The following is a 20,413-nucleotide window of genomic DNA, read 5'->3' as shown; positions in this document are numbered from 1 at the left end:
CACAGTCTTACTACACGCGGGCGAGAATCCGGCTTCATCCCCACACGGCGTGTGCCAGTTCCACTCCAGCGAAGGCCGCCCCGAGCCCCGCGACCACGCTCGCGACCACGTTGACCGCGGCATACAGCCCCGCCCCCGTCTCGGTCAGCCGCAGGGTCTCGTACGAGAAGGTCGAGTACGTCGTCAGCGCCCCGCACAGGCCGGTGCCCACAAGCAGCTGGAGATGGGAACCGGCGGCTCCCGCGGTGGCGGCTCCGGTGAGCAGGCCGAGGATCAGACAGCCCGTGACGTTCACGGCGAAGGTGCCCCAGGGGAAGACCGAGTCGTGGCGGGACTGCACCGCCCGGTCCGTGAGGTAGCGGAGCGGGGCACCGACCATGGCGCCCGCGATCACCAGCAGCCAGTTCACGACGACTTCTTACCTTTCGCGTCCGGTTCGCCCCGGTTTTCGCCCTGGTCGTGGCCCCGGTTGGGGCCCCGGTCGTGACCCCGGCCGACATACCGGATGACCTCGCAGTCGTCGAGGATCACCAGGCCTTCGGTGACGAGTTCGTCGAGCTGCGGCAGGAAGGCGCGTACGCGCTCCTCGGCGTCCACGATCACTACGGCGACCGGCAGGTCCTCGCTCAGGGACAGCAGGCGCGAGGTGTGGATCAGGGAGGAGGCGCCGAAGCCCTCGATGCCGCGGAAGACGCTGGCGCCCGCCAGACCGGCGGCGTGGGCGCGGTGCACGATCTCCGTGTAGAGCGGCCGGTGGTGCCAGGTGTCGTTCTCGCCGATGAAGACGGTCACGCGCAGGGCGCGCCCGGTCAGCCCGGTCATGACTGCCTCCACTTCAGGACCCGGCGGGTGCCCGTGGCCGCGAGCCACACCGCGGTGAGCGCCGCGAGCAGGGTCGCGGCCAGATAGACCAGCCCCGTGCGCGGGTGGCCGGCGTCGAGCAGCTTCTGGATGTCGACGGCGTAGGTCGAGAAGGTGGTGAAGCCGCCGAGTACGCCGGTGCCGAAAAACGGGCGCACGAGGCGGTGGGCGGCCCACACGTCGGTGATGACCACCATGAACACGCCGATCACGGCACAGCCGACGACATTGGTCCAGAAGGTCGCCCAGGGAAATCCGCCCGGCTGGGCGGGCCACCACAGGGCGGCCGCGTACCGGGCGGTGGCGCCGAGGGCTCCGCCGAACGCCACCACCGCGACGACCGGTGCCTGGCCCCGCCAGTCCGCGGGCCGCCGTCGCGGGCGCGCGGGGGCGCTGAGGCTTTCGGTGTCCGGGGCTGTCATGGTCGTACGTCTCCTACTCGCCGGGGCCCGGCATACGGGCGTGCTCCATCGCAAGTAGGGACCGTTGGCGGCACGTGTGCCGCGGTTCGGGTACGGCGGGCCCCACCGCCGCGCCGCGAGGTGATCGCGGCCGGTCAACAGGGTAACCCTCCGGTCCGCCGGGGTCACTTCCCGGCCGGTGCCTCGCAGACCGCGACGCCCGGCTCCCACAGGCTCCCCAGGATCAGGTGGCCCTCGGTCTCGCAGACGCTGGTGACCATGCGGAAGCCGGAGCGCCGGCGGACGAGGTGGTGGACCACGCGGCCGGCGTCGTCGACCGCCAGGACGCCGATGGTGCCCGGGGGACGGAAGGGGGCGCGCACGGCCAGGCGTGCCGCGGCCTGGCGTACGGACGGTGTGCCGCGATGCAGCAGGTCCAGCGGGGGAACGCGGGGTCCGGCGAGGGACACCCAGACCGGGCCCTCGGGTGAACCGCGCCAGAGGTTGTCGGGCATTCCCGGAAGGTCCTCGGCGAAGGGCTCGCTCCGGCCCGCCTTCGGTCCGGCGAGCCAGTAGCGGCTCAGCCGGTACGCGCCCGTCTCGGCGACGATCAGGAAGGTCTCGTCGCCGCTCGGGGCCAGCCCGTTGGCGAACTGCAGCCCCTCCAGCAGGACCTCGGGCGTGTCACTGCCGGGGACGAGGCGCAGGAGCCGGCCGGTGCCCGTGTGTTCGACCAGGTCGCCGATCCAGTGCTGAAGCGGGTAGCGACGGCTGGAGACGGTGAAGTACACGCTTCCGTCGGACAGGGCGACCACGTTGCTGCAGAACCGCAGCCTCTCCCCCGCCACCTCGTCGGCGAGGACGCGCACGGTGCCCTCGGCGAGGTCGACGCCGAGCAGTCCGCGTTCGGCGTCGCACACCAGCAGGGCGTCGTCCGGCAGGAGGGCGAGGCCGAGCGGCCTGCCGCCGGTCTCGGCGAGCACCTCCACGCGGGCCGTGGCGGGTTTCGTCACCCCGTGCAGGCGCAGGATGCGACCGTCCGCCACACCGGTGAGCACACGCCCGCGGGAGTCGGCCACGACGTCTTCCGGGCCGCGGCCCCCGACCGCGACGTAGTGGCGGGGGACGAGAGCTGCGGGACGGTCCATGTGCGCCTTGCCTTCACGGTCGGAGAGGGCTCGTCCTCGCAGGTGTACCCGTCCGGAGAGACCTCTACCAACCCTTCTCGAACATGCGTGCCACCTCAGCGATCCGTACCTCGTCGCGCCGGTAGTGCGTGCGCCGCCGGATTCTCCTGGTGCGCAGCAGGCCGAGGTCCGCGAGCAGGTCGAGGTGGGTCTCGGCGACGGCGCGGCGCACTCCGAGCTTCTGGGCGACGGCGGCCGCGGTCACGCCGTCCTCCACCAGGTCGCCGTGCCGCTGCGGCGGGAAGTGCGCGGCCGGGTCCTTCAGCCAGTCAAGGATGTCCAGGCGCCTCGCGCCGGTCGGAGTCCTCAGCATCTCGTCCCCTCCGTCCGAGCTCCTCGTAGCGCGTCTTCCCACTGTCCCGCACTCGAAGCCACCACGCCCGGAACTCCATAACCTTGTCCGGTACCGAACTCCCTTGTGGGGCACATCAGTTCGCCATACAGGCCGGCCAGGGCGAGGAAGAGCCCCTCCGCCCGCGGCTCGTGCGCTCGCACGGGCGGAGGGGAGTCGGTTCAGCCGTCGAGTCGTACGACGCGGACGGCACCCGCCGGGAGGGACAGGCGGCCGGCGGCGCGTTCCCCGGTCAGCAGCTCGGTGCCGTCCGCTTCCAGCGGCACCTTGACCTCCGACGCGGTGTGGTTGATCGCGAACAGGTACGTGCCCGACTCGCCGGTCCGGCGCACCACTTCGACGTCCCGGGGCAGGTCGGCGCGCGCGCTGATCCCGGCGTCCTCGACCGCCCAGCCCAGCAGCGCATCGAGGCCCTGGGCGTCGAGGCGCGTGGAGACGTACCAGGAGGTGCCCTCACCGAGGTGGTGCCGGGTGACGGCGGGGTGGCCGGCGGTCAGGCCGTCGGCGTACGTCCACACGGTCTCGGCGCCGCGCGGCACCACGAACTCGGTCCACACGTCACCGGTGAGCTCCGAGCCGTCGGGGCCGGTGAGGCGCACCGACTGGTCCTGGAGCAGCGGCGAGAACTCCTCGACGGTCAGGCCCAGCACGTCCCGCAGTGTCCCCGGGTAGGCGCCCTCGTGCACGGCGTCGTGCTCGTCGACGATTCCGGAGAAGTACGAGACGACGAGGGTTCCGCCGTTCTCGACGTACTCCTCGATGTTGCGGCCGGCCGCCTGAGTCATGAGGTACAGCGCGGGGACGACGACAAGGGGATACCTCGACAAGTCGGCTTCCGGATGGGCGAAGTCGACGGTGAGGTGGCGGTCGTAGAGGGCCTCGTAGAAGGCGTCGGCGCGCTCGCGCGGGTCGTGGGCCTCGCTGGGGCGCCACTGGAGGTTCTGCGCCCACCAGGAGTGCCAGTCCCACAGGACGGCCACGTCGGCGGTGGTGCGGGTGCCGCGGATCGTGCTCAGCGAGTCGAGCGAGGCGCCCAGTTCGACCACTTCGCGCCAGACACGGGTGTCCGTACCGCCGTGCGGCACCATCGCGGAGTGGAACTTCTCGGCGCCGCGCCGCGACTGCCGCCACTGGAAGAACATGGCGCCCTCGGAGCCGCGCGCCACGTGCGCGAGGGAGTTGCGGGCCATCTGGCCGGGGGCCTTGGCGGGGTTGCGGGGCTGCCAGTTGATGCCCGAGGTGGAGTGTTCGAGCAGGAGCCAGGGGGCGCCGCCCGCGACCGAGCGGGTGAGGTCGGCGGCCATGGCGAGGTTGACGTGGGTGCGGCGGCCGTCGGTGATCAGGTAGTGGTCGTTGGTGACGAGGTCGACCTCGCGGCCCCAGGCCCAGTAGTCGACGGAGTCGCACTGGCTGAGCGCGGTCATGAAGTTGGTCGTGACGGGGATGCCGGGTGCGAGGCGGTGCAGGATGTCCCGCTCCATACGGAAGTTCTCGCGCATGGTGGCGTCGGCGAACCGCTTGTAGTCCAGTGCCTGGCCCGGGTTGCCGACGGTGGGCGCCGTGCGCGGCGGGGTGATCTCCTCGAAGCCGGCGTAGCGCTGGCCCCAGAAGGCGGTGCCCCAGGCCTCGTTGACCGCGTCGACGGTTGCGTACGTCGTGGCCAGCCAGCGGCGGAAGTGGGCGGCGCAGGAGTCGCAGTAGCAGGCGGAGACGGGGATGCCGTACTCGTTGTGCACGTGCCACATCGCCAGGGCCGGGTGGCCGGCGTACCGCTCGGCGAGCCGGGTGGTGATGTTCGCCGCGGCGGCGCGGTAGTCGGCGTTGCTGTGGCAGATGGCGCCGCGCGAGCCGAAGGCGAGGCGGACGCCGTCGGCCGTCATGGGCAGCGCGTCGGGGTGTGCGCGGTAGAACCAGGCTGGGGGTACGACCGTGGGGGTGCCGAGGTCGACGCGGACGCCGTTCTCGTGGAGCAGGTCGAGGAGGCGGTCCAGCCAGCCGAAGTCGTACGCGCCGGGCGAGGGCTCCAGCAGCGCCCAGGAGAAGATCCCGACGCTCACCATGGTGACGCCGGCCTCGCGCATCAGCCGCACGTCCTCCTGCCAGACGCTCTCGGGCCACTGCTCCGGGTTGTAGTCCCCGCCGAAGGCGAGCCTGGTGAGGCCCCTGGGGGCGGTCTCCGGCATGGTCTCTCCCGCTGACAGATGGATGGGAACGTGATGGGAACGTGCACACATAGTTCTCGACGGCGCGAGCCCAAGATAACCGTACGAGGGTGACCCTTGCCAAGTACGGCGAAGGAGGGTCTACTGTGCACGATCACAGCGAACCGACGTCACCGGGCGCCATCGGGCGGTTCTGACGGCGTCGCTCCGCGCTCCGGGGCCTTAAAGTCTGACCATGAACAGTGCGGGGGGCCGGCGTAGACCGCCGACGATCCACGACGTGGCGCGGGAGGCCGGGGTCTCCCGCGGCACCGTCTCACGCGTGCTCAACGGCGGGCATTACGTCAGCCCCGCCGCCCAGGAGGCGGTCAACGCCGCCATCCGCAAGACGGGGTACGTCGTCAACCGGCACGCCCGTTCCCTGATCACCGGGCGGTCCGACTCGATCGGCTTCCTGCTGACGGAGCCGCAGGAGCGGTTCTTCGAGGACCCGAACTTCAACGTCCTGCTGCGCGGCTGCACCCAGGCACTGGCCGCGCACGACATCCCGCTGCTGCTGATGCTGGCCGGCACCGAGGACGAGCGTCGGCGCATCACGCGGTACATCACCGCAGGTCACGTAGATGGCGTGCTGCTGGTCTCCAGCCACTTCGGGGATCCCATCGCCGAGGAACTGCGCGAGGCGGGCGTGCCGCTGGTCGCGTGCGGCAAGCCGATCGGGCTCGGTTCCCGGGTGAGCTACGTGGCGGCCGACGACCGGGACGGCGCCCGCGACATGGTGCGCCATCTGCTGTCGCTGGGCCGCCACCGCGTCGGCGTGGTCACGGGCCCGCTGGACACCCCGGGCGGTGTCGAGCGCCTCGCCGGCTACAAGGAGGTGCTCACGGAGGCGGGTGTCGAGATCGACGAACGGCTGATCGTCTCCGGCGACTACAGCCGGGCCAGCGGTGAGGCGGGCGCCGAACGGCTGCTCGCCCGGACCCCCGACATGGACGCCGTGTTCGTCGCCTCCGACCTGATGGCGCAGGGCGTGCTGACGGCGCTGGAGCGGGCCGGACGGCGGGTACCCGAGGACGTGGCGGTGGGCGGCTTCGACGACTCGCCGGCCGCACTGGCCGCCCGCCCCGAGCTGACCACCATCCGGCAGCCCTGGGACCGCATCAGCGCGGAGATGGTCCGGGTGCTGCTGGCCCAGATCGGCGGCGAGGATCCGGCGGCGGTGATCCTGCCGACGGAGCTGGTGAAGCGGGAGTCGGCGTAGCGCTTCAAGGCGGCTGATGGCCGATGCCAGGAACATCGGGACGGCCGGGATCAGCAGGTCCTGTCACGCGTGGGCGCGCTGCTTGTGTCCCGGTCCACAGTCGGCTCGGCGGCGGCACCTCCCCCGCCACAGCGGACGCCATGACGGCCCACCCCCGGCACGAGGACGCACTGAGCATCCGCCGACGCCCGGGCGATCGCGACCATCGGCTCGTCCGGCTCCACACACCCACGGCCGTGACGCCACGCACAGTCGGCTCGGCGGCGGCACCTCCCCCGCCACAGCCGATGAGGGCCTGGCTACGTGTGCCCACTTCCAGCGGGCGCTCGCGGGTCACGTCCACGGCAACCGGTCAGGATCGAAGAAGCGGTTACCCGCCTCCCGGCCTAGCGTGAAACCACCGACACCGTCTCATCTCAGGAGCACGCCATGACCGCCGGCCTCACCACGATCATCTACCCCGTCAAGGACATCGCCCGGGCGAAGGCCCTGTTCAGCGCCCTGCTGGAGGTCGAGCCCTACGCGGACGAGCCCTACTACGTCGGCTTCAAGGACGCCGGCCAGGACGTCGGCCTCGACCCCAACGGGCACGCCAAGGGCATGACCGGCCCGGTCCCCTACTGGCACGTCTCCGACATCCGTGGCCGCCTCGCCGCCCTGCTCGACGCGGGCGCCGAGCTGCTCCAGGACGTCCAGGACGTCGGCGGCGGCAGGCAGATCGCCTCCGTGAAGGACGCCGACGGAAACCTCGTCGGGCTCCTCCAGGACGCCTGAGCCGCTTCACCCCTGTCCGAATCTCCATGCATGCGCATTAACATCGGGTGTATGGCAGTGAACGCGGCCGCTACCCGGCTCGAGGAACAGTGGCGGGACATCCTGTCCGTGCACGCGCGCACGATGTGCGAGATCGACCGCGTGCTGCATCCGCACAGGCTGGGCGCGAGCGACTTCGAAGTGCTCGACATCCTCGCCACCGCCTCGCCCGAGGAGGGCGACCAGTGCCGGGTGCAGAACCTCGCCGGACGGGTGCATCTCAGCCAGAGCGCGCTGTCCCGGTTGATCGGCCGGCTGGAGAAGGACGGCCTGGTGGAGCGCTCCGTCTGCGTGGAGGACCGGCGCGGCGTATCGGTGGCCCTGACCCGCAAGGGCCGCGACCTGCACGCCGAGGTGCTGCCGCTGCAGCGTGACGTTCTGGCCCGGATGCTGGGCTGACCCTCGTCAGCGCAGCAGTTCCCTCACGGCGGTGAAGGCGGCCTCGACCGTCGCCGGATCCGCGCCGGGACGGGCCAGCGCGCTCATCGGGATCGGCGTGACCGCGGGCAGCCCCTCGCAGGTGGTCAGGCCGTCGGGGGCCGGTCCGACGGCGGCGAGGAGGGCCACGCCCTGGCCGGTGCGGGCGATGTCGAGGACACCCGCGAGGTAACCGGCGTCTCCGACGACCGTGGCGGGCACCCCGTGCGCGGCCAGGGTCGCGATGGCCCGGCGGCGGATCGCGCAGGGATCCTCGATGGCGACCAGGGGCACGGGGGCCGGTGCGGGGGGTGCCTCCCAGCCGGGGACGGCGTGCCAGGTGAGCGGGAGGCCGCCGACGGGTGTGCCCTCGGTGGCGGCGGCCTCCGTGACGTACACCGCCACGTCGACACTGCCGCGCTCCACGGCCTCGACGAGGCGGGCGGAGCGGTCGATGCGGAAGCGGACCCGGCAGCCGGGGCGTACCTCCTGGACGGCGGCGGTCAGCCTGGGCAGGAACTGGTCGGCGGCGTGCTCGGTGGAGCCGACGGTGACGGTGTCGCCGTCCGGGTCGGTCAGGGTGCGGACGGCCTCGTCGTGCACGGCGAGGATCCGCCGGGCCTGTTCCAGCAGCAGCCGCCCCTCGGGGGTGAACCGGGTGCCGCGTCCCTCGCGTTCGACGACCGGCCTCCCCAGCGCTTTCTCCAGTTTGCGGACGTGCTGGCTGACCGCCGACTGGCTCAGGGACAGTGTCCGGGCGGCGCGGTGGAAGCCGCCGCAGTCGGCGATCGCGGTCAGGCTGCGCAGGGCCACGATGTCGAGGACCGGTTGGGGCATGCCGCGACAGTAGCCCGTCCGGTCGACCGATCGCGATCCCTGATCGGTTTCGATGCGGAATCGTCGTTGGACGCGGTCCGCGAGGGCCGGTCATGATGGGCGCATGTTGCACGCGACCGCTTTTGCTGCCCTTCTGACGCAGCGCCGAGTCATCGACTTCGGCGTGGCGTGCAGCGCGCGCTGTCGCTGATCTCCCGCCGCACACCGGCGTCCCCGCTCAGTCCGAGCCGATTGCGCCTTCTCTTCACTGACACGTGACAGTCGCTTTCGGCTGCCTTTCTCCGTGTAGATCCCCCTGCACAGACATGCCCATATATGCCCAGATACGGGAGTTGCCCCCTCATGCCCTCATCCTTCTCCTGGGACGAACCCGAAGGCCTCGCCGCGCGCGGCACGCTGATCGTGCTGGCCGGCCGGGGTGAACACGGCGGTGTGTACGAGCGATTCGGCCGCCGGCTCGCCTTCGACGCCTATCGGGTCCGCGCCCTCGGCGACCCGTCCGCCGATCCGTCCGTGCTCGACGAGGCCGCGAAGCTGCTCGCCGACGAGTCGCTGCCCGGCCCGAAGGTGCTGGTCGGTTCGGACTCGGGTGCGCGGTACGCCGTCCGTCTCGCCGCCGAGCAGGACGCGGGGGTCGACGCACTGATCCTGACCGGCCTGCCCACTGCCCCCTGGACTTCCGGGAGTTGGGAGATCGAGCTCCAGGCCCGTACCGCCTGCCCCACGCACCGGGCCCGTCTCGCCCACGACCCGGACTTCCGGCGCGGCGCGCTCGACGAGACGCCCGACCTGCCCGATCCGAGCCTGGACCTGGTGCGCGTCCCGGTGCTCGCCCTGCACGGCACGGACGACACGGTCAGCCCGGTCGAAAAGGCCCTGACCGCGTACGCGGGACACCCGCACGTCCGGACGGTGACCTTCGACGGCGGCCGGCACGACGTCCTCAACGACGCGTCGCACCGCACGGCTGCCGCGACCGTCGTGCTCTTCCTGGAGCGCCTGCGCCTGTCCCCCGACCTGCCCACGATCGCGGAGGGCCTGGCATGACCGTGACGACCACCGTGTCCGAGCACCGCGAACTGCTCGCCTCCGACACTCCCCCGGCTGTGCTCGACGTCCGCTGGGCGCTGGGCGATCCGCACGGCCGCGACCACTACGCCGAGGGCCACGTCCCGGGCGCGGTCCACGTCGACCTCGATACGGAACTGGCCGCGCCGCCGAGCCCGGAGGGCGGCCGGCATCCCCTGCCCGGGATCGGCGACTTGCAGGGTGCGGCGCGTCGGTGGGGTGTGCGGGCGGGCCAACCGATCGTGGTCTACGACGACTTGGGCAACACCGCCGCCGCCCGCGCCTGGTGGCTGCTGCGCCACGCGGGCCTCGCCGAGGTGACACTCCTCGACGGGGCACTCGGCGCCTGGCGGGCTGCCGGGCTGCCGCTGGAGTCCGGGATCCCGGCCGACCCGCCGCCCGGCGACGTCGTGCTGCGCGCGGGCGGGCTGCCGGTCACCGACGCCGACGGAGCCGCCGAACTCGCCGCGTCCGGGCTGCTGTTGGACTCGCGGGCCGCCGAGCGGTACCGGGGCGAGGTGGAGCCGGTGGACTCGCGGGCGGGACACATCCCGGGCTCGGTCTCCGCCCCGACCGGCGAGAACCTCGCGGCGGACGGGACCTTCCTGCCGCCCGAGGAGCTGCGCAAGCGGTTCGAGGAGAAGGGCGTCGCCGAGGCCGCGCGCATCGGCGTGTACTGCGGCTCCGGCGTGACCGCCGCCCACCAGATCGCCGCGCTGGAGATCGCCGGTTTCGAGGCGGTGCTCTTCCCCGGATCCTGGTCCGCCTGGTCCGCCGATCCGGCCCGCCCGGCCGCGAAGGGAAACCACCCATGACGACAAAACCCCTGGGCACGGCCGTCCTGCCGAAGCAGAAGGCGGCCGATACGCCGCAGCCCGCCCGCGTCACCCTCCACGGCACGGCGAAGACCGCGCGCCGCCTCACCGTCCCCCGCTCCGTACGCCGCTGCGCCGGCCCCGTCGGCCTGGTCCTGCTGTGGTTCCTTACCTCGGCCACCGGCCTCCTCCCGGAATCCGTGCTGGCCTCCCCCGTGGACGTCGTGGAACAGGCGGTCGAGCTCACGAAGAGCGGCGAACTGCCCGACGCCATCGCCGCGTCGGGCCGCCGCGCCGCCACCGGCTTCCTGATCGGCGCGACCGTCGCGCTGAGCCTGTCCCTGCTGGCCGGGCTGTTCCGGCTCGGCGAGGACGTCATCGACTCCTCGATGGGCATGTTCCGGGCGATCCCCTGGGTGGGGCTGATCCCGCTGTTCATCGTCTGGTTCGGCATCGAGGAGACCCCGAAGATCGCGCTGGTCGCGCTCGGCGTGACGTATCCGCTGTACTTCAACATCTACGGCGGCATCCGCTCGACCGACACCCAACTCGTCGAAGCCGCACGGATGATGGGGCTCGGCCGGCTGGGGCTGATCAAGTACGTGATCCTGCCGAGCGCGCTGCCCGGGGCACTCGTGGGGCTGAGGTACGCGCTGTCCACCGCCTGGCTGGCGCTGGTCTTCGCCGAACAGATCAACGCGGACGCGGGGCTCGGCTACCTCATGAGCAACGCCCAGCAGTACTTCCGTACGGACGTCATCGTGCTGTGCCTCGTCGTGTACGCCCTGCTCGGGCTCGCCTGCGACTTCGCCGTACGGATCCTTTCGCGCCGCCTGCTGACCTGGCGGGCCAACTTCGAGGGCGAGGCATGACGGCCATGGCCAACAGCGTGGAAACCAGGGGCCTTTCGCGGGCCTTCGACGGCAACACCGTCCTGCACGACCTCGATCTCGACATCCGCGCGGGCGAGTTCGTGGCCCTGCTCGGGCACAGCGGCTGCGGCAAGTCGACCCTGCTGCGGATCCTCGCCGGGCTCGACGAGCAGATCGGCGGCGAGGTCACCGTGCCCGCACGGCGCAGTGCGGCCTTCCAGTCGCCGCGGCTGCTGCCCTGGCTGAAGGTGTGGCGCAACGTCGTCCTCGGGCTGCCGGGCCGGCCCGACAGGGCGCTGGCGCACAAGGCCCTCGACGAGGTCGGCATCGCGGACCGTGCGGGAGTCTGGCCCAAGACGCTCTCCGGCGGCCAGGCCCAGCGTGTCTCCCTGGCCCGTGCCCTGGTCCGCGAACCCGAACTACTGCTGCTGGACGAGCCGTTCGGCGCCCTGGACGCCCTCACCCGGGGCCGGGTGCAGCAGCTGGTCGCCGAGCTGTGGCAGCGGCACGGCTGCGCGATCCTCCTGGTCACCCATGACGTGGAGGAGGCGCTGCTGCTCGCCGACCGTGTCCTGGTGATGGACGGCGGCCGCATCGCCCACGAGCTCACCGTCGACCTGCCCCGCCCCCGCGACCTCACGGCCCCCGAGTTCGTCACCCTGCGCGCCCGCCTCCTGAACTGGCTCGGCGTCACCCGCACCCTGGAAGGAACCCCCTCGTGATACGCCGACTCGCAGCCGCCGCACTGAGCGTCACCGCCCTGCTGGCGCTGACCGCCTGCGGTGCGGACTCCTCGGCGCAGGCATCGTCGAAAGAGGTCACGCTCACCATCGGCGACCAGGCCAGGACCCTCCAGACGATCGTCGCCGCCTCGGATGCCCTCAAGGGCGCGAAGTACAAGGTGAAGTGGGCCGAGTTCGAGGGCGCGGCCCCGCTCTACCAGGCCGTGCAGGCGGGCGCCGCCGACACCGCGTACTCCGCGGACCTGCCCGCGCTCCAGGCGCTCAGCGGCGGAGTGGAGTTCAAGAACGTGGCCGCGCTGAAGAACGACGGCCGGCATGTCGGCATCATCGTCGGCAAGGACTCCGGCATCGACAGCGTCAAGGACCTCAAGGGCCAGAAGGTCGTCGTGTCCTCGGCGAAGGGCAGCATCTCCGAGTATCTGCTGGCCAACGTGCTCCGGCAGAACGGCCTCGACTACCCGGACGTGCGGGTGCAGTACCTGCTGCCGACCGACGCGCAGGCCGCCTTCGCCTCCGGGAAGATCAAGGCCTGGGCGACCTTCGGTGTCTACCAGGCCGTCGGCCTGGAACAGGGAGGCAAGCTGCTCGTCGACGGGGCCGGCGGCCGGGTCAGCGGGTACGGCTTCATCGGCGCGTCCGACAAGGTCCTCGCCGACTCGTCGAAGAAGGCCGCGCTCGCCGACTTCCTCAAGCGCCTCGGTACGGCCCTGAAGTGGACGACCACCCACCAGGACGCCTATGCCGAGGCCATCGAACAGCGCAACGGAGCCGACGCCTCCGTGGCGAAGACGCTGGCCTCCGCCGCGTACGGCGAGGCCCTGCCGATCACGGCCGACGTGAACAGGACCGTCCAGGGCGTGGCCGACCTCATGAACGGGATCGGTGTGCTGGAGCCGAACGTCGACGTGGCGGAGTCGGCCGACACGTCTCTTCTCAAGTGACCTTTAAGACGCGGGAGTTGTTCATGCCTGTCGAATTCATCAGCGCCGTCCACACGGACACGGGAGCGTCGGGGCCGGCCGCCGCGAGCCGTACCGGCTTCGACCGCGACCACCTGCGCAAGTACGCTCGCGCGCTGGACGACGGGGGTTTCGACCACACTCTGGTGGCCTACCACTCGGCCTCGCCGGACGCCTTCCAGGTCGCCCAGTTCGTCGCCACCCACACCGAACGGATCCGCCCGATCCTGGCCCACCGGCCGGGCGTGGTCTTCCCCACGCACGCGGCACGTGCCCTCGCCACCCTGGACCGGATCAGCGACGGCCGGCTGACGGTGCACATCATCTCGGGCGGCAGCGACGAGGAGCAGCGCCGGGAGGGCGACTATCTCGACAAGGCGGAGCGGTACGAGCGTTCGGACGAATACATCCGGATCCTGAGGCAGGTGTGGCAGGCCGAGGGGCCGGTGTCGCACGAGGGCAAGTACTTCCGGTTCGAGGGTTACTACTCCGACGTGAAGCCGGTGCGGGGGCTGATCCCCATCTCGGTGGGCGGTTCGTCGCAGGACGCCTACCGGGTCGGCGGTCAGCAGGGCGACATCTTCGGGTTGTGGGGCGAGCCGCTGAAGGAGACGGCCGAGCAGATCGCCGCCGTGAACGCGGTCGCGGCGGCCGCCGGGCGCCCTCACCCCCGTATCTGGGTGTCCTTCCGCCCGATCATCGCGCCCACCGACGAGCTGGCCTGGGAGAAGGCGCACCGCACGCTGGGCGTGATCGAGGACCAGGCGCGCAACACCGAGCTGCTGCGCCACTACCGCACCACCGGGCGCCCCGCCAACGTCGGCTCGCAGCGGCTGCTCGACATCGCCGAGCGCGGCGAGGTCCATGACCGCTGCCTGTGGACCGCCCCCGCGGTCGCCACCAACGCGGCCGGTGCCTCGACCGCGCTGGTCGGCTCCCCCGAGACGGTGGCCAAGGCCCTCCTCGACTACGTCGACATCGGCTGCGACCTGCTGTCGATCCGCGGCTACGACCCGCTCAACGACGCGATCGACTACGCCCGGTACGTCCTGCCGCTCGTCCGGCAGGAACTCGCCCACCGCGCCACGACCCACGCCGCCTGATGGAGATCCCGTGTTGTTCCGCCGCACCCTGCGCACGTCCGCCGCCGCCCTCGTCCTGCTTCTGCCCTTCGCGGCGGCCTGCGGGAACGAGGCGCAGGCCGAGTCCCCCTCCGTCACCCTCAGAGTCGGCGCCACCGGCTGGAAGGCCGAGGAGGCGGTGCTGAAGTACGCCCACCTCGACGACACCCCGTACAAGGTCGAGTGGAGCCAGTTCCAGGGCGGTGACCAGCAGCTCCAGGCGATCCGCGCCGGAGCCCTGGACCTCGCCTCCTCCAGTGAGATCCCGCCGGTCTTCGCCGCCGCCGACGGCGAACCGAACTTCAAGGTGGCCGCCGTGCAGCGTGGGGCCACCCTCAACCAGGAGGTCGTCGTCCCCAAGGCTTCCAAGGTGCGCGACATCGCCGGTCTGAAGGGCAAGAAGGTCGGCTACGTCCAGAACACCACCGCCCACTACTTCCTGTACGAGTTGCTGAGGCAGGCGGGCCTGAAGTGGTCCGACGTCGACGCCAAGCCGCTGCTGCCGAACGACGGTCTGGCGGCCCTCAACGGCGGCGGCATCGACGCCTTCGCCTCGTACGGGACGTCGATCATCACCGCGCACCAGCAGGGCGCCCGCACGGTCGGCTCGGGCAAGGACATCCTGTCCGGCAACTTCCTCTGGTCCGCGCGGGACAGCGTGCTGGAGAGTTCCTGGCAGAAGGCGGCAGCGGCCGATCTGATCGCGCGGATCACCAAGGCGTACGCCTACGTCCGCGACGGGCGCGAGGAAGGCTTCGCCCGGATCACCGCCGACGCCACCCACCAGCCGCTCGCCCAGGCCCGCAAGGACCTCGTCGACGCCCAGGCCCAACGCCCCACGCAGGCGAGGACGGTCGGCGACGACGCCGTCGCCTCGCAGCAGAAGGTCGCCGACGCCTTCAGCGAACTCGGGGCGCTGAAGGAGCACTTGGACGTGAAGTCGTTCTGGACCACCGAACTGAACGCCGACCTGAAGAAGGCCCTGTGACCGAGCGCATCGCCGAACTCGCCGCCGAGTACGACCGTTCGGCGGCCTTTCCCACCGAGTCCCTCCGGATCGCGCACGAGGCGGGACTGCTCACCGCGACCATCGGGCGGCGGTACGGCGGCCGGGAAGCCGGGGTCGAGGAGAGCGCCCGCATCCTGCACTCGCTGGGCCGGGCCGACCCGTCCGTCGCCCTGATCACGGCGATGACGCTGACCGCGCATGCCCGGCAGGCGGCGGAGCCGCACTGGCCCGAGGAGCTGTACGCGCGCGTGGTCAAGGAGTCGTTCGAGCGTCCCGTGCTCGTCAACCACGCGCGTGTGGAGCCCGATCTGGGCTCCCCCGCGCGGGGCGGGCTGCCCGCCACCCGGGCGCGGCGCACGGCCGACGGCTGGGAGGTCAGCGGCACCAAGCGGTTCGTGACCGGGGCCGAGGGACTGGACTGGTTCCTGGTGTGGGCGAGCACCGACGAGCCGGAGCCACGCGTCGGCACGTTCCTGGTGCCCGGCGGCTCGCCCGGCATCGAGATCACGGGCCGCTGGGACCAGTTGAGGCTGCGCGCCAGCGGCAGCCACGAGGTGACGTTCCGGGCGGTGGAGGTGCCGTACGAGCACGTCATCGGCATCGGCCCGTACGGACCGGCCGCCGAACAGGACAACCGGGCGGGCGCTGCCCTCCATCTCCCGCTCGCCGCCCTCTACTTGGGCGTCGCCCGCGCCGCGCAGGCGTTCTTCCACACCTTCGCCCACGCGCGCGTGCCCGCCAACCTGGGACACCCGGTGGCCCGTACGGAGCGCTTCCGGCGAACGGCCGGGGAGATCGAGGTGCTGCTCACGGCCGCCGGACAGCTGGTGTTCGACGGCTGCGCGAAGCTCGACGCCGGCGACACCTCGTACACGCCCGAACAGGCCCTGGGCACCCGCGTGCTGGCCGACCGGCACGGCGTACGGGCAGTGGAGCTTGCCGTACGGCTGTTGGGGAACCCGGGGCTGGACCGGGGCAACCCGCTGGAGCGGCACTTCCGGGACATCCAGTGCGCGCCCGTGCACGCACCCCAGGAGGACGTCTCTCTGCTCGCCGTCGGAACGAAGGCACTGAACCCGTGACCACTGAATCCGTGACCACTGAACCCGTGACCGCCGCCCCGGAAACGACCGCGCCCGCCCGCCTCCTCGGCCTGCTCGCCCGCGATCTGCCGCCCGACCGGTTGACCACCGACCCGGCAGTGCTCACCGCACACGCCACCGACCGCTCCGGCACCCGGCCCGCCGGCGAACCGCTGGCCGTGGTGCACGCCCGGCGGACGGAGGACGTGACGGTCACGCTCCGGCACGCGCACGCGCTGCGCGTGCCGGTGGTGCCGCGCGGCGCGGGCACCGGTCTGTCGGGCGGGGCCACCGCGCCCGAGGGCTCCCTGGTCCTGGACCTGTCGGGCATGAACCGCGTCCTCGAGCTGTCACCCGACGACCAGCTCGCCGTCGTCGAACCGGGTGTGATCACCGCCGAGCTGGACCGGGCGGCGGGCGCGTACGGCCTGCGGTACGCGCCCGACCCGGCGAGCGCGGCCGTGTCCACGATCGGCGGGAACATCGCGACCAACGCGGGCGGACTGCGCTGCGCGAAGTACGGGGTGACCCGGGACAGCGTGCTGGGACTGGAGGCGGTACTGGCGGACGGCGCGGTGGTGCGCACGGGCCGCCGTACGGTCAAGGGCGTCACCGGCTACGACCTGACCGCGCTGCTCACCGGCTCGGAGGGCACCCTCGCGGTCATCACCTCGGCGACACTGCGGCTGCGCCCCGTGCCGGTGGCGACGGCCACGCTCGCCGCGTACTTCCCGTCCTTCGAGGCGGCGGCCGAAGCGTCGTACGCCCTGGCCCGTGCCGGGGTCGAACCCGCGCTGGCGGAACTCGTCGACGGGCCCGTGCTGCACGCCATCGACCCGGCGCTGCGGGAACGGGGCGCGGCGCTGCTGGTGGTGCAGTGCGACGGTGCGGGCGCGGCGGCCGAGGCGGCGGCGGTCGCCCGGCTGCTCGCACCTCTGGCCACCACGGTGGACACGACGGAGGATCCCGCCGAGGCCGAGGCCCTGCTGGCCGCCCGCCGCCTGGCGCTGCCCGCACTGGAACGGCTCGGCCGCCCGCTCATCGAAGACATCGCGGTCCCGCGCTCCCGCCTGGCGGAGGCGGTGCGCGAGATCCGGGCGATCTCCGCGCGCCACGACGTGCTCGTGTTCACGCTCGCGCACGCGGCGGACGGCAACCTGCACCCGATCATCGTGGTGGATCCGTCCCACGACGACCTGCCGGAGGCCGCGTGGGAGGCGGCGGGCGAGATCTTCGCGCTGGCCCTGCGGCTCGGCGGCACACTGACCGGCGAGCACGGGGTGGGCGTGCTCAAGCGGCAGTGGGTCGCCGAGGAACTGGGACCCGCCGCCCACGGGCTCCAGCGGCGGATCAAGCAGGCGTTCGATCCCCAGGGGATCCTCAATCCCGGAAAGGGCCTGTGAGGCCGACTGAGCCCTACGACCTCGCCAGAAGTGTGCGGACCCCCTCGGACGTGAGTGTCAGCGGGTGGGCAGAGCTGGCGTCGATGGTCAGCGACAGCTCGTCCGCCGGCCACTGCGCGGCGAGCGCGGCCAGCGGCACCAGGCGGTAGCGGGAGACGTACGGGAGCAGGTCGGCCATCTCGGGCTCCGAGGTGAACACGGGCACCACCGGAGCGCCGTCCGCCTGTTCCAGGACGGGCAGCGCCACCGTGCCGGGGTCGCTGGCCTCCTCCTGACCGGCGTCGTCGGGCACCGGCACGAGAACCTCGCTGCTCGCCAGTGTGGCCAGCGCGGTCTGGTCCTCGGTGTTCTCGGCCAGCGCGTCCAGCGCCCGCCGGGCCGGTGTGACGGGGTTGTCGTAAGCGGGTGTGTCCATGGCTGAATCCCCTGGTAGCGGCGGTCTGACGGCCCGCCCGGGACAAGATCGCCTCGGGCGCGGTCCTGCTCGCGTACCCGACCTCGGCCGGAGCAATCCTGTGGGATTCAGGCGTTCACGCGCGGTTCAAGGGATCAGGTGCAGGTGAGGGGACCGTATGCCGTTCAGGGGATCAACGGGATGTGGTCCGACGGCAGGCCCAGGCGGTCGCCGCCGACCCGGCGAGCCGGCGGCTCCGCCATGCTCGCGCCCACATGGGGCTGACCTGGGCGTACCTCGTCGGCGGCGGCGTACGTGGTGCCGATCATGATGGCGGCCAGCTCACGGGGGCGCCGGAGGAGTACGGCCAGGTGCCGTCGAGGACGACATGGCCGTCGCCGTCGGGCCGCGCCACGCCGATGGGTGCCACCGTGGACGCGGCCCGGAAGTCGCCGTCGGCGCCGAAGATCGCAGGCCGGTGATCAGGTCGAAGTTGCGGCGAGCGCCGGGGGAATTAGCCGACCCTCCTTGCTATCGTTAGCACTCACCTATGCGTCAGGAGGGAGGAGCCGATGGAGCTGCGTTGGCTGGCCTCGTTCGTCGTCGTCGCCGAGGAGCTGCACTTCGCGCGGGCGGCGGACCGGCTGCATCTGGCACCCTCCGCGCTCAGTGCCCAGATCAGGGCGCTGGAGGCGCATCTCGGGGTACGTCTGATCGACCGCGGGCGCCGGGCCCGCCCGGCGCTGACCGGGGCGGGCCGGCTGTTCCTGCCGGAGGCCGAGCGCACACTCGCCCAGGTCTCCCGCGCGGAGGCCGTGGGCCGTCGGGCCGGACGCGGGGAGCTGGGGCACGCCGAGATCGCCTACGTGGCCTCGGCCGCCTTCTCGGGGATCGTGACCGGCATCCTGGCCAGTTCGGCCTCGGGCGGCGACCTGACCGTGGGGGTCCGGGAGCTGGAGACCCCGGCCCAGCTGGAGGCCCTGGCCGCGGGGGACATCGACGTCGGCTTCCTGCGCTGGCGGCCCGCCTACCCGCCCGGGGTCACCGCGACCGTCCTGCTCACGGAAGAGGTCGTCCTCGCGGTGCCGGAAGCCGGTCCGGCGGCCGCCCATGAGTCGGTACCGGCCGCCGCGCTGCGGGAGGAGCGCTTCGTGGCGCCGTACTTCGACGAGGAGTACGGCTGCCGCGACCAGATCCTCCAGGTGAGCGAGCACGGCGGCTTCACCCCGGAGATCGCCCCTCCGGTGCGGGACTACATCGCCGCGCTCACTCTCGTGGGCGGCGGTCGGGGGGTGGCGCTGGTGCCGGACTCGTTGCGCCGCGTACGGATACCGGGGGTCGCCTACCGTCAGCTGGCGGACGTACGGCCGACCACCCGGCTGGTGGGCGCCTACCGCAAGGGGGAGACGTCCCCCGCGGTACGCGGCGTGATCCGCCGCCTGCGCGAGGCGGCGGCCCTCGCGGTCACCGTCAGCTGAAGGCCCGGTGCCCGGTCAGCGCCTGGCCGATCACCAGGGCGTGCACCTCGTCGGTGCCCTCGTAGGTGCGGACGGACTCCAGGTTCGCCATGTGCCGCATCACCGGGAAGTCGCTGGTGACCCCGTCCCCGCCGAGGATGGTTCGCACGGTCCTGGCGATGTCCAGCGCCTCACGCACGTTGTTGAGCTTGCCCACGCTGATCTGTGCGGGGGCGAGCCGGCCGTCCTCCTTCAGCCGTCCGAGGTGCAGGGCCAGCAGCAGCCCCTTCTGGTACTCCACCGCCATGTCCGCCAGCTTCTGCTGGGTCAGCTGGAACTCGGCCAGCGGCCTGCCGAAGACGCGTCGGCTCGTGGAGCGCTCAACGGCGGCGCGCAGACACTCCCGGGCGGCTCCCATGACGCCCCAGACGATGCCGTAGCGGGCCTCGTTGAGGCAGCTGAAGGGGCCGCGCAGGCCGATGACGCCCGGGAGGACGGCGTCGGCGGGCACCCGGCAGTCCTCGAAGCTCAGGTCGCACTGGATCGAGGCGCGCAGGGAGAGCTTGTTGGTGATGTCGCGGGGGACGAAACCCGGTGTGTCCGTCGGTACGACGAAGCCGCGTACCCCCTCCTCCGTCGCCGCCCACACCACCGCCACGTCGGCCACGCTGCCCAGCCCGATCCAGCGCTTGGCGCCGTTCAGCACCCAGTCACCGCCCTCTCGGCGCGCGACCGTCCTCATCCCGGCCGGGTCGCTGCCGCCGTCGGGCTCGGTGAGGGCGAAGCAGCCGATGGTCCGCCCGGCCGCCATGCCGGGCAGCCAGCGCCGCTGCTGCTCGTCCGAGCCCCACTTGGCGATCGCCGTCATCGCGAGCGAACCCTGGACGGACACGAACGTGCGCCAGGCGGTGTCACCTGCCTCCAGTTCCATGCAGGCCAGGCCGTAGCTCACCGCGCCGGCGCCGGCACATCCGTGTCCCTCCAGATGCATGCCGAGGACGCCCAACTCGCCCAGCCCCCGCACGAGTTCGAGTCGGAAGTGCCGGTCCTCGAAGTCTGCGTCGACGACCGGGGTGATGTGCTTCGCGGTGAACTCCCGTACCCGGTCGCGCCAGCGGAGTTCCTCGACGGTGAACAGGTGCTCGCAGTCGAGGTCCAGGACTGGGGCGTCGGTGGCGACGGACATGGATCTCTCCCTG

General features: G+C 72.0%; 23 protein-coding genes. 14 read left to right on the top strand and 9 right to left on the bottom strand.

The annotated features are described in order from the left end of the window. Positions 1-34: 34 nt before the first annotated feature. From crcB (Q4V64_RS50185) to Q4V64_RS50160, 6 genes are all read right to left on the bottom strand, one after another. A complete protein-coding gene (gene crcB / locus Q4V64_RS50185) occupies positions 35-409 on the bottom strand; it encodes a fluoride efflux transporter CrcB (RefSeq protein WP_124444900.1) in 375 nt (124 codons plus the stop codon). Beyond that, positions 406-822 carry a DUF190 domain-containing protein gene (locus tag Q4V64_RS50180; protein WP_124444899.1) on the bottom strand — a complete coding sequence of 139 codons (417 nt, stop codon included), beginning with the start codon at positions 820-822 and terminating at the stop codon, positions 406-408. Before Q4V64_RS50180 ends, crcB (Q4V64_RS50185) begins: the two co-directional genes overlap by 4 nt. After that, positions 819-1,283 carry a fluoride efflux transporter CrcB gene (gene crcB, locus Q4V64_RS50175; protein ID WP_124444898.1) on the bottom strand — a complete coding sequence of 155 codons (465 nt, stop codon included), beginning with the start codon at positions 1,281-1,283 and terminating at the stop codon, positions 819-821. Before crcB (Q4V64_RS50175) ends, Q4V64_RS50180 begins: the two co-directional genes overlap by 4 nt. Positions 1,284-1,447: 164 nt before the next feature. Next, a complete protein-coding gene (locus Q4V64_RS50170; protein ID WP_124444897.1) occupies positions 1,448-2,410 on the bottom strand; it encodes an SMP-30/gluconolactonase/LRE family protein in 963 nt (320 codons plus the stop codon). 64 nt (positions 2,411-2,474) lie between these two features. Further along, on the bottom strand, positions 2,475-2,762 hold the full coding sequence (locus Q4V64_RS50165; protein ID WP_124444896.1) for a helix-turn-helix domain-containing protein: 288 nt from the start codon (positions 2,760-2,762) through the stop codon (positions 2,475-2,477). Between the two features lie 200 nt (positions 2,763-2,962). Beyond that, on the bottom strand, positions 2,963-4,984 hold the full coding sequence (locus Q4V64_RS50160; RefSeq protein WP_124444895.1) for a beta-galactosidase: 2,022 nt from the start codon (positions 4,982-4,984) through the stop codon (positions 2,963-2,965). A gap of 208 nt (positions 4,985-5,192) precedes the next feature. Here Q4V64_RS50160 and Q4V64_RS50155 point away from each other — a divergent pair, with 208 nt between their 5' ends. From Q4V64_RS50155 to Q4V64_RS50145, 3 genes are all read left to right on the top strand, one after another. Beyond that, positions 5,193-6,224: a LacI family DNA-binding transcriptional regulator gene (locus tag Q4V64_RS50155; protein ID WP_124444894.1), complete on the top strand. Its 1,032-nt coding sequence runs from the start codon at positions 5,193-5,195 to the stop codon at positions 6,222-6,224. A 429-nt stretch (positions 6,225-6,653) separates the two neighbouring features. Beyond that, positions 6,654-6,998, top strand: a complete 345-nt coding sequence (locus Q4V64_RS50150) for a glyoxalase (RefSeq protein ID WP_124444893.1) — start codon at positions 6,654-6,656, stop codon at positions 6,996-6,998. Between the two features lie 51 nt (positions 6,999-7,049). Beyond that, positions 7,050-7,436, top strand: coding sequence for a MarR family transcriptional regulator (locus Q4V64_RS50145; RefSeq protein WP_124444892.1), 387 nt, complete (start codon positions 7,050-7,052; stop codon positions 7,434-7,436). 6 nt (positions 7,437-7,442) lie between these two features. Here the strand turns inward: Q4V64_RS50145 and Q4V64_RS50140 are convergent, their stop codons facing one another. After that, positions 7,443-8,291 carry a LysR family transcriptional regulator gene (locus Q4V64_RS50140; RefSeq protein WP_124444891.1) on the bottom strand — a complete coding sequence of 283 codons (849 nt, stop codon included), beginning with the start codon at positions 8,289-8,291 and terminating at the stop codon, positions 7,443-7,445. Between the two features lie 342 nt (positions 8,292-8,633). Between Q4V64_RS50140 and Q4V64_RS50135 the strand changes: the two genes are divergently transcribed. The 9 genes from Q4V64_RS50135 to Q4V64_RS50095 are packed head-to-tail and all read left to right on the top strand — an operon-like array spanning position 8,634 to position 17,363. After that, a complete protein-coding gene (locus Q4V64_RS50135) occupies positions 8,634-9,338 on the top strand; it encodes a lysophospholipase (RefSeq protein WP_124444890.1) in 705 nt (234 codons plus the stop codon). Further along, on the top strand, positions 9,335-10,174 hold the full coding sequence (locus Q4V64_RS50130; RefSeq protein ID WP_124444889.1) for a sulfurtransferase: 840 nt from the start codon (positions 9,335-9,337) through the stop codon (positions 10,172-10,174). The genes Q4V64_RS50135 and Q4V64_RS50130 overlap by 4 nt, the downstream gene beginning before the upstream one ends. Further along, the gene (locus Q4V64_RS50125; RefSeq protein ID WP_124444888.1) at positions 10,171-11,046 is read left to right on the top strand and encodes an ABC transporter permease; all 876 of its coding nucleotides are present in this window, start codon (positions 10,171-10,173) and stop codon (positions 11,044-11,046) included. The genes Q4V64_RS50130 and Q4V64_RS50125 overlap by 4 nt, the downstream gene beginning before the upstream one ends. Before the next feature lie 5 nt (positions 11,047-11,051). Further along, positions 11,052-11,768: an ABC transporter ATP-binding protein gene (locus tag Q4V64_RS50120; RefSeq protein WP_124444978.1), complete on the top strand. Its 717-nt coding sequence runs from the start codon at positions 11,052-11,054 to the stop codon at positions 11,766-11,768. Continuing rightward, the gene (locus tag Q4V64_RS50115; RefSeq protein WP_124444887.1) at positions 11,765-12,730 is read left to right on the top strand and encodes an ABC transporter substrate-binding protein; all 966 of its coding nucleotides are present in this window, start codon (positions 11,765-11,767) and stop codon (positions 12,728-12,730) included. The genes Q4V64_RS50120 and Q4V64_RS50115 overlap by 4 nt, the downstream gene beginning before the upstream one ends. A gap of 23 nt (positions 12,731-12,753) precedes the next feature. After that, positions 12,754-13,851, top strand: coding sequence for an LLM class flavin-dependent oxidoreductase (locus Q4V64_RS50110; protein ID WP_124444886.1), 1,098 nt, complete (start codon positions 12,754-12,756; stop codon positions 13,849-13,851). Positions 13,852-13,861: 10 nt separating this feature from the next. Next, complete coding sequence (locus tag Q4V64_RS50105; RefSeq protein WP_124444885.1) at positions 13,862-14,857, top strand: ABC transporter substrate-binding protein; 996 nt, start codon at positions 13,862-13,864, stop codon at positions 14,855-14,857. Then, positions 14,854-15,960 carry an acyl-CoA dehydrogenase family protein gene (locus Q4V64_RS50100; protein ID WP_124444884.1) on the top strand — a complete coding sequence of 369 codons (1,107 nt, stop codon included), beginning with the start codon at positions 14,854-14,856 and terminating at the stop codon, positions 15,958-15,960. Before Q4V64_RS50105 ends, Q4V64_RS50100 begins: the two co-directional genes overlap by 4 nt. Before the next feature lie 11 nt (positions 15,961-15,971). Then, positions 15,972-17,363 (top strand): FAD-linked oxidase C-terminal domain-containing protein, encoded by a 1,392-nt coding sequence (locus Q4V64_RS50095; protein WP_253267435.1) that lies wholly within the window; start codon positions 15,972-15,974, stop codon positions 17,361-17,363. 13 nt (positions 17,364-17,376) lie between these two features. Here the strand turns inward: Q4V64_RS50095 and Q4V64_RS50090 are convergent, their stop codons facing one another. After that, the gene (locus Q4V64_RS50090) at positions 17,377-17,778 is read right to left on the bottom strand and encodes an SseB family protein (RefSeq protein ID WP_124444883.1); all 402 of its coding nucleotides are present in this window, start codon (positions 17,776-17,778) and stop codon (positions 17,377-17,379) included. Between the two features lie 182 nt (positions 17,779-17,960). Between Q4V64_RS50090 and Q4V64_RS50085 the strand changes: the two genes are divergently transcribed. Together Q4V64_RS50085 and Q4V64_RS50080 are read left to right on the top strand one after the other, a co-directional pair. After that, positions 17,961-18,239 carry a hypothetical protein gene (locus tag Q4V64_RS50085; protein WP_124444882.1) on the top strand — a complete coding sequence of 93 codons (279 nt, stop codon included), beginning with the start codon at positions 17,961-17,963 and terminating at the stop codon, positions 18,237-18,239. A 90-nt stretch (positions 18,240-18,329) separates the two neighbouring features. Continuing rightward, entirely contained in the window at positions 18,330-19,235 is a 906-nt protein-coding gene (locus Q4V64_RS50080) for a LysR substrate-binding domain-containing protein (protein WP_124444881.1), read from the top strand. On the opposite strand, the gene Q4V64_RS50075 is transcribed toward Q4V64_RS50080, so the two are convergent. Continuing rightward, entirely contained in the window at positions 19,228-20,400 is a 1,173-nt protein-coding gene (locus Q4V64_RS50075) for an acyl-CoA dehydrogenase family protein (RefSeq protein WP_124444880.1), read from the bottom strand. The genes Q4V64_RS50080 and Q4V64_RS50075 overlap by 8 nt on opposite strands. Positions 20,401-20,413: the final 13 nt, after the last annotated feature.

This window comes from Streptomyces sp. NL15-2K, from assembly GCF_030551255.1.
In the GTDB taxonomy this organism is placed as follows: domain Bacteria; phylum Actinomycetota; class Actinomycetes; order Streptomycetales; family Streptomycetaceae; genus Streptomyces.
The sequence above is the reverse complement of the archived record's forward strand: the minus strand, read 5'-3'. Positions and strand labels throughout refer to the sequence as shown.